Below are 7705 nucleotides of genomic sequence, written 5' to 3'. Positions count from 1 at the left end.
AAGGGCACGCCGGTAGTTCCTGTGTATCGAAACATTAACAGTTCACTGTTCACTGTAGTTTCAACTTCAACTAAACCTGATTTTAGTTCACAGGAGAAACTGGCTGAGGACGTAATTGCTGACGAGAATTCCTTGTTCTGTCAGATAAATTCTTCCTTCTTTTTGTTTCAGCATGTTTTCACGGCAGAGTTTCTGCAGCGCTGTTCCGTAAATTCCTTCTGGTTCCACCTGAAATTTCTTCTGGAATTCTTCTCTGGATATTCCTTCTGTCATCCGAAGGCCCAGAAACATAAATTCTTCCATTTGCTGGGTTTTTCCCAGTACGGTTACATTTTCTCTTTTGAAACCGGGGCATTGTCTCAGGTATTCCTCCATATTCCTGGTATTGGAAAATCTTGTCTCGTCCATCAGAGAAGAACTGCCAAGACCCAGGCCCAGATAGGAAATGCCTCTCCAGTACCCCGTATTATGGCGGCATTCTCTGCCCAGCCTGGCGTAATTGGAAATCTCATAGCGGCGGTATCCTTTTTCTGCAAGCATTTGTCCGGTCAGCAGATACATTTCCTGTTCTGTCTCTTCTTCCGGCAGCTCCCGGGGATGTCCGCCCTGCTCCCGGCACTCCGCATCCTGCCCGTAAGCTTCATAAAAGGGCGTTCCTTCCTCCACCATCAGGCTGTAGGCAGAAATATGCTCCGGACGCAGTTCCAGTACTTTTTTTAATGTATATTCCCAATCCTCTGTTTTTTGTCTGGGAAGCGCTGATATTAAATCTACATTTATATTTTCAAATCCCATCTTGCGGGCCAGATCGTAGTTTTCCAAAAATTGCTCACAGTTATGGATACGGCCTAAGAGCTGAAGCTCCCGGTTAGACGCTGACTGCAGCCCAATGCTCAGACGGTTGATGCCGGCATTCTGATATAACAGAAGCTTCTGCCTGTCCAAAGTTCCAGGGTTGCATTCTATAGTAATCTCTGCGTCTGAATCCACCCAAAAGGAACTTCTTATGGCTTCCATCAGTTCTGCAATCTGAACCCCTGCCAGAAGAGACGGCGTGCCGCCGCCGAAAAATACAGTGGACACATGATATTCCCTGCAGGATTCTCCTCTCTGCATGATTTCTTCCAGCAGGCAATTCACATAATGCCTGCGGACTTCCTCTTCCGCAGGCATTGACAGAAAATCACAATAATTACATTTCCGGACGCAGAACGGAATGTGAAGGTACAATTCCAGCTCTTTCCGTTTCTCATGATTCCTTTCCATAATAACTTGATAACTCCTTTTTCCGGTGGCCGGCAAACTCCGGCCCTTCCGATTCGCTGAGAATATCTTCTATTTGTCATCCAGCTTCAGCACGCTCATAAATGCTTTCTGGGGAATCTCCACATTTCCAATCTGGCGCATCCGCTTCTTGCCCTCTTTCTGCTTCTCAAGCAGCTTCCGTTTTCTGCTGATATCGCCGCCGTAGCATTTTGCCAGCACATCCTTGCGCATGGCTTTCACAGTTTCCCGGGCAATGACCTTGCTGCCGATGGCCGCCTGGATTGGGATTTCAAAGAGATGCCTTGGAATCTCCTCTTTCAGCTTCTCGCACATTTTCCGGCCGCGCTCGTAGGCTGTTCCGCTGTGAACAATAAAAGATAACGCATCCACTTCTTCTTTGTTAATCAGAATATCCAGCTTCACCAGTTCGGAGCGGGCATACCCCTTCATCTCATAGTCAAAGGATGCATATCCTCTGGAACGTGATTTCAGCGCGTCAAAGAAGTCATAGATAATCTCATTCAGCGGCAGCTCATATTTCAGCAGCGCCCTGGTTTCTTCCATATACTCCATACTGATATAAGTTCCCCGCCGCTCCTGGCACAAATCCATAATGGCCCCTATGTATTCACTGGTTACCATAATCTCGGCGCTGACCACCGGCTCTTCCATATAATCAATTTCTGCAGGATCTGGCAGATTGGAAGGATTGGTCAGTTCAATCAGTTCTCCATTGGTCTTATGGACTTTATAGATAACCCCGGGAGCTGTGGTAACCAGATCCAGGTTGTATTCCCGCTCTAACCGTTCCTGAATGATTTCCAAATGCAGCAGTCCCAAAAATCCGCACCGGAAGCCAAAGCCCAGGGCAATGGAGGTTTCCGGCTCAAACTGCAGCGCTGCATCATTTAACTGCAGCTTTTCCAATGCGTCCCGCAGATCCGGATATTTTGCGCCGTCTGCCGGGTACATGCCGCAGTACACCATGGAATTGACTTTCTTATACCCCGGCAGAGGCTCGCTGCAGGGACGGTTTGCATCTGTTACGGTATCTCCCACCTGAGTATCCCGGACATTTTTCAGACTGGCGGTAATGTAGCCCACCATGCCTGCGCTTAACTCATCGCAGGGGATAAACTGCCCTGCGCCGAAATATCCTACCTCCACCACATCTGCAGTTGCGCCTGTGGCCATCATCTGAATGGTTGTCCCGACTTTTACCCGGCCTTCTTTCAGCCGGCAGAATACGATTACGCCTTTATAGGAATCATACACAGAATCAAAAATCAACGCCTGCAAGGGGTTGTCCGCGCTTCCTCCCGGCGCAGGAATTTTCTCTACAATCTGTTCTAACACCTCTTCAATATTCAGGCCGGTCTTGGCGGAAATCCTGGGGGCCTCCTGGGCCTCCAAACCGATCACATCCTCAATTTCCTCGATGACCCGCTCCGGATCGGCGCTGGGCAAATCAATTTTATTGATCACCGGAAGCACGTCCAGATCATGATCCAGCGCAAGATACACATTGGCCAATGTCTGGGCCTCAATTCCCTGGGCCGCATCCACCACAAGAATGGCGCCGTCGCAGGCCGCCAGGCTTCTGGACACCTCGTAATTAAAATCCACATGGCCCGGCGTGTCAATTAAATTAAAAATATATTCCTCTTTGTCTTTTGCCTGGTATACAATACGGACGGTCTGAGCCTTAATGGTAATGCCCCGTTCCCGTTCCAGTTCCATATTATCAAGCACCTGAGCCTGCATTTCCCGGCTGGTTAACAGCCCTGTTTTTTCGATAATCCGATCTGCCAGTGTTGATTTTCCATGATCTATATGTGCAATAATGCAAAAATTTCTGATTTTACTCTGATCAATCGCTGCCATAATCTTTTTAAAATCCTCCTGTATTCATAGTCCTTTTAACAGTATATACTTTCCGGGGGTTATACGCAATCATTTTCTGCAGCGCTCCGACCTCAAAAGAGTTTTTTCTTTTTAAAAAACCAGATACAAACCAGGATTACCAGTACGCTCAGAGCCCCGGCAAAGGCATACCCGTATTTCCAGCCAAGCTCCGGCATCCCTGTAAAATTCATTCCATACCATCCCGCAATCAGAGACAGGGGCATAAACACTGTGGTCACTGTGGTAAATACTTTCATAATCCTGTTCTGTTCATAAGACAGGGCCGCGTCAAGGGCTTCTCTGATATGCACCAGTTCTTCATAAAGGAACTGGGTCTCCTCTGACAGCCGTTTCAGCTTATTTTCATAGACACGAAAAAAACAGGCAGATTCCTCGGTTAACACCTGTCCCTGCCCCTCATTCTTTTTCTGCTCCAGTCCGTTGATTCCCTCAACCACATTTAAAAACCGTCCGTAATCATTTTTCCAAACGGTAAGAGACCGTTTGCATTCAAAAATATTGCGGTTCCGGTCCCGGCTGATTCTGCCGCTGACAATCTCCCGCTCCATCTCAATCAGATACCGCTCCATTTTCTCTGTTTTCTGCTGCCCCCGTTCCAAAATCCGTTCGAAAAGCTGTTCCAGTTCCTCCGGGTCCCCCTGGTTTTCCTGGGGAAACAGCCCGCCTTCATCTGCTGAAACAGCCAGGAGAAATCCCTCTTTTCCCAGTAAAAATGCTGCGATGCTCGCCCGGTTCTCCGGATTTTGGCTTTCATGAAAACTGAATGCGCCGTACATCATATCCTCTGCCATCTTCACTCCTGACCAGTAAGCCGGTTCCAGTTTGCGGATGGACTGAAACAGCAGTTCTTCCCGGCTGTCCCTGTCTTTTTGGGCCAAATGCTTCAGCGTTATGATCCGCATTTTTTCTGATTTGCAGTTTTCTGATTTGCAGTTTTCTGATTTTTCCCGTCTCTCTTCTGTTCTGTCTGACATGGTTGCTGCAGCCTTTCTTCTGGTTCTGTTATGTATCTGATGATTTACTCTGTATTCCGCTTTTGCTGTATTTATTTTCCCTTCATTCCGTCAGAACCCTATGCAGAATATCCGCAAGAGGCTCCATGGCATTTCTCGCCTCTTCGAACGTATTGGTCTGGGCCCCCACTTCAATCAGCAGGCTTTTGGGCCGGTAATGGAGATTGTAGCGGTAGCCTTTCAGATAATTGGAGCGCGCAAACCCCGGATAATATTCCTCTGCGGCCAGTTTCATCTGGAACGAAAAAGCCAGGTTATCGGCCAGATAGGGATTGGCCAGATAGGGGATATCACCGTTTGCCGTTGTCCTGCTCAGCCCGTTAAAAAACATAATCTGGGCCGTCTGTTTCCCGTTTACCTCGGTAACCAGGCGGGTAGTCTCAGCCACTCCATCCCGGTGCAGGTCTATCACCACCTCTATGCTTGGGTGCTCCGCCAGAATCTGCTCCAGGGCAGGCCCCGCGTAAGAATAGGCATTATCCCTGTCTTTGACATCATATTCGCCGGTATGGTGCATGACATTAAATCCGTATTTCTCCTGCAGAAGTTCCGTGAGATAGTCCGCTGCCCCAACCACCCCGGTACTGACATCTCCCGGCGCAGAATCGGCATATCCTTCCTGGGAATGGGTATGGTAAATCAGGATTTGCACATTCTCCGCTCCGGTTTCCAATTTCATGCTTTTACCCAGAAGGGCCTCTGCATTCAGCTGACTGCCGTCAATGGTAGTGGTGCGGTCTATCTGATAAAAATTCTGCAGAAGATAATCAAAGTCATTCAGCTTCTCTCTGGAAATCTCCTGGGTTTTCCCCGCCGCACTGCTGGACGCCGTCTCTGTCTGATCCTTTTTTTTCTTTTTCTTTTTATTTTTGCCCGTTTTCTTCTCTTCTTTCTCTTCTGTCCCGTTCTGTTCCGGCTCTTTTGACGCATCTGTCCCTTTTGTTTCTTCCAGAGGCTTTCCAACCTCCTGTCCCTGTTCCGCCAGAAGTTCTTCCGTAAAATCACTTTCAATCTGTGTATCATATTCTGTCATGGTTTCACTGAATCCATAAATCGGATAGAATTTCTCCAGTTTTTCCACCAGATAAGCTCCCAGGGACAATTCTTCTTCCCCCTCGTCCGTGACCATGACCATCATACAGTTTTTCCAGGCGCTTACGGCTATTTCTTCTTTGAGATATGCTGCAATCTGTTTCATAGCCGGCGCCTGGTTTGTTTCTGCCAAATTCTGATAACACACAAATACAAACAGAAGGCTTAAGCCCCATAGAAAAAAACATATGGATTTCCCTGTTTTTTTCCTTCTGCCTGCCGCCCTTACCCCGGGGTAAAAACACCTGCGTTTCATCCATTTTTTTCTCATTTTTCTCTTCCCGCCAAGCTGACTTTCTGCTGAATCATTTATGAATAATTAAAGTATATGCCTGTACGAAAATATTTATGCAAAAGCGATATTCAATCCCTCGGAAATGGTAAAGCTCAGACGTTTGACCGACTCGTCAATGTCCTTAGGCGTCACAAACATGGTATTGAGCTGAGGCGATAACAGCTCCCGGATCAGTTCGTATTTTTCCATTTCATTCAATGCATTCAGCCCGGCGCTCAAGGTCTTAAGATGGCTGTTTTCCTCCATGGCCTGAATCAGCGTATGCATGGTGTCATTTACGATGGTGGCTGCATCCACAACTGTCGGCACGCCGATGGCAATTACCGGAATGCCTATCGTCTCCCGGGACAGCCCGTGCCTGTGATTTCCCACGCCGGAACCGGGATTGATTCCTGTATCCGTAATCTGTATGGTGCGGCTGAGCCTGCGGGTGCTTCTGGCCGCCAGCGCATCAATGGCAATCATCACATCCGGCTTCGTCTCTTCCACCACGCCCCGTATAATCTCCTGGCTCTCCATTCCGGTTTGGGCCATCACCCCCGGAACAATTCCGCTGACCGCATGAACTTCTTCCTCTCCAAAGGCATATTTGCCGAATTCTTTCAGCACATGCCGGGTAATCAGCATATTGTCCACCACTCTGGGCCCCAAAGCGTCCGGCGTCACCTCCCGGTTTCCCAGCCCTGCCACAAGGACGGACACAGGATCTTTTTTCTCCGGCAGAAGCCTCTGAATCAGCCTTGCCAGTTCCACGGAAACTTCTCTGTGATAATCCTCATCCTGGCTGTCTAAACTGGCCGCTTCCAGTGTAATATAGGTTCCTTTGGGTTTCCCCATGGCTTTTGCCCCGTTTTCCGTCTCAATTACCATTGTGGTAATCTTTATTTCCGATTCTTCCCGGCATTCTTCCTCCACCCGCACTCCTTTGATTTCCACATTATCTTCTTCAAATTTTTCACGGGTTTCCAATGCCAAATCCGTACGCACCTGAAACTGACTCATAATATTCCCTCCAAAACTATGCTGCATAGATATTTTTTACAAAAAATACAGGAATATGTATTGACAGGCAGAAAATTAAAGGCTAAAATATATGAGTATGTTTACATTAGAACGTCCGTGTCCGGATTTAATGAAACAACTGCAAGCAGTGCAATCCTTTTTCCGCATAAACAGTCAATTGGATTGTCATCATAATCATTCTCGAAAATGGAGGTGAACGAATTGGCTAACATCAAATCAGCAAAGAAAAGAATTTTAGTAACTGAGATTAGAACAGCCCGCAACAAAGCAATCAAGTCTGCGGTAAAGACTTCTGTGAAGAAAGTGGAAGCTGCTGTGACAGCAAATGATAAAGAAGCTGCTAAGACAGCGTTATCAGCTGCTATTTCTCAGATCAGCAAGGCTGCTTCTAAAGGTGTTTATCATAAGAACACTGCAGCCAGAAAAGTTTCCCGCTTAACCAAAGCTGTGGACAATCTTGCGTAATTATTTTAAATGAACGCCCCTTTGGGCATAAAAAAGAGCCGATACCGTCAGTCGGCTCTTTTTTACTTTATAGGAAATTGCGATTTTTGATGAGAAGGAAAAGAACAAGAGTTTATCGAACGTATATTTGATAAACTCTTGCATGGGAATAACAGCAAGACGACACGGTTTAGAAGATATAAAAACCTTCTACTCCAGCCTCGTCATCAAATAAGTCATCTTCATTTAAGAAATAATCCATATCGAGAAGGTCATCCTCGCTCATGCAGCGAATGTCCTCGGATGACATGCCTTCGGGTGGATTATCCATATATTTTTTGCGTAGTTTCTCTGTGTTTGGGTTCATAAGTACAGCCTCCTTTGAAAGGAGTATAGCACAGGAATGGGATTTAAGGAAGTCATGCGGACGACCTTCTTCCACGAGAACGGGACATGGCTTTGTCGTACAATTCTTCCAGAGAAACACGCTTATGGTTAAAATAAAGTTCTAAAAACAGCATGGCCCGGCCGCATTCGCATTTTAATGGGTCATAACCAAAAGCAGAGAGTATGGCAGTGCGCCACTGGTTAAAGCTTCTAAGAATGTGGTGCTTTTCACGGGAAATGGCTCTATGGAGCTTTTTAT

General features: G+C 47.0%; 7 protein-coding genes and 1 pseudogene. 1 reads left to right on the top strand and 7 read right to left on the bottom strand.

Annotated elements, in window-relative coordinates; all coding sequences use genetic code 11:
- Positions 1 to 87 precede the first annotated feature (87 nt).
- The 5 genes from hemW to gpr form a co-directional block, all read right to left on the bottom strand.
- On the bottom strand, positions 88 to 1266 hold the full coding sequence (gene hemW / locus ACTO17_RS19125) for a radical SAM family heme chaperone HemW (RefSeq protein ID WP_482559046.1): 1179 nt from the start codon (positions 1264 to 1266) through the stop codon (positions 88 to 90).
- A gap of 69 nt (positions 1267 to 1335) precedes the next feature.
- Positions 1336 to 3150 (bottom strand): translation elongation factor 4, encoded by a 1815-nt coding sequence (lepA, locus tag ACTO17_RS19120; protein WP_172538353.1) that lies wholly within the window; start codon positions 3148 to 3150, stop codon positions 1336 to 1338.
- A 92-nt stretch (positions 3151 to 3242) separates the two neighbouring features.
- On the bottom strand, positions 3243 to 4166 hold the full coding sequence (locus tag ACTO17_RS19115) for a CorA family divalent cation transporter (RefSeq protein ID WP_172538352.1): 924 nt from the start codon (positions 4164 to 4166) through the stop codon (positions 3243 to 3245).
- 82 nt (positions 4167 to 4248) lie between these two features.
- The gene (spoIIP, locus tag ACTO17_RS19110; protein WP_482559045.1) at positions 4249 to 5568 is read right to left on the bottom strand and encodes a stage II sporulation protein P; all 1320 of its coding nucleotides are present in this window, start codon (positions 5566 to 5568) and stop codon (positions 4249 to 4251) included.
- Positions 5569 to 5643: 75 nt separating this feature from the next.
- The gene (gpr, locus tag ACTO17_RS19105) at positions 5644 to 6594 is read right to left on the bottom strand and encodes a GPR endopeptidase (RefSeq protein ID WP_172536581.1); all 951 of its coding nucleotides are present in this window, start codon (positions 6592 to 6594) and stop codon (positions 5644 to 5646) included.
- 207 nt (positions 6595 to 6801) lie between these two features.
- On the opposite strand from gpr, the gene rpsT reads away from it, so the two are divergent.
- Positions 6802 to 7080, top strand: coding sequence for a 30S ribosomal protein S20 (gene rpsT, locus ACTO17_RS19100; protein WP_172536580.1), 279 nt, complete (start codon positions 6802 to 6804; stop codon positions 7078 to 7080).
- Between the two features lie 169 nt (positions 7081 to 7249).
- Here the strand turns inward: rpsT and ACTO17_RS19095 are convergent, their stop codons facing one another.
- Entirely contained in the window at positions 7250 to 7426 is a 177-nt protein-coding gene (locus tag ACTO17_RS19095; protein ID WP_300849885.1) for a hypothetical protein, read from the bottom strand.
- A 52-nt stretch (positions 7427 to 7478) separates the two neighbouring features.
- Positions 7479 to 7705: pseudogene (locus tag ACTO17_RS19090) on the bottom strand (IS91 family transposase); the annotation flags it as partial.

This window comes from Petralouisia sp. (genome assembly GCF_056822245.1).
Note: the sequence above shows the minus strand (reverse complement) of the source record. Positions and strands in the feature narration are given on the sequence as shown.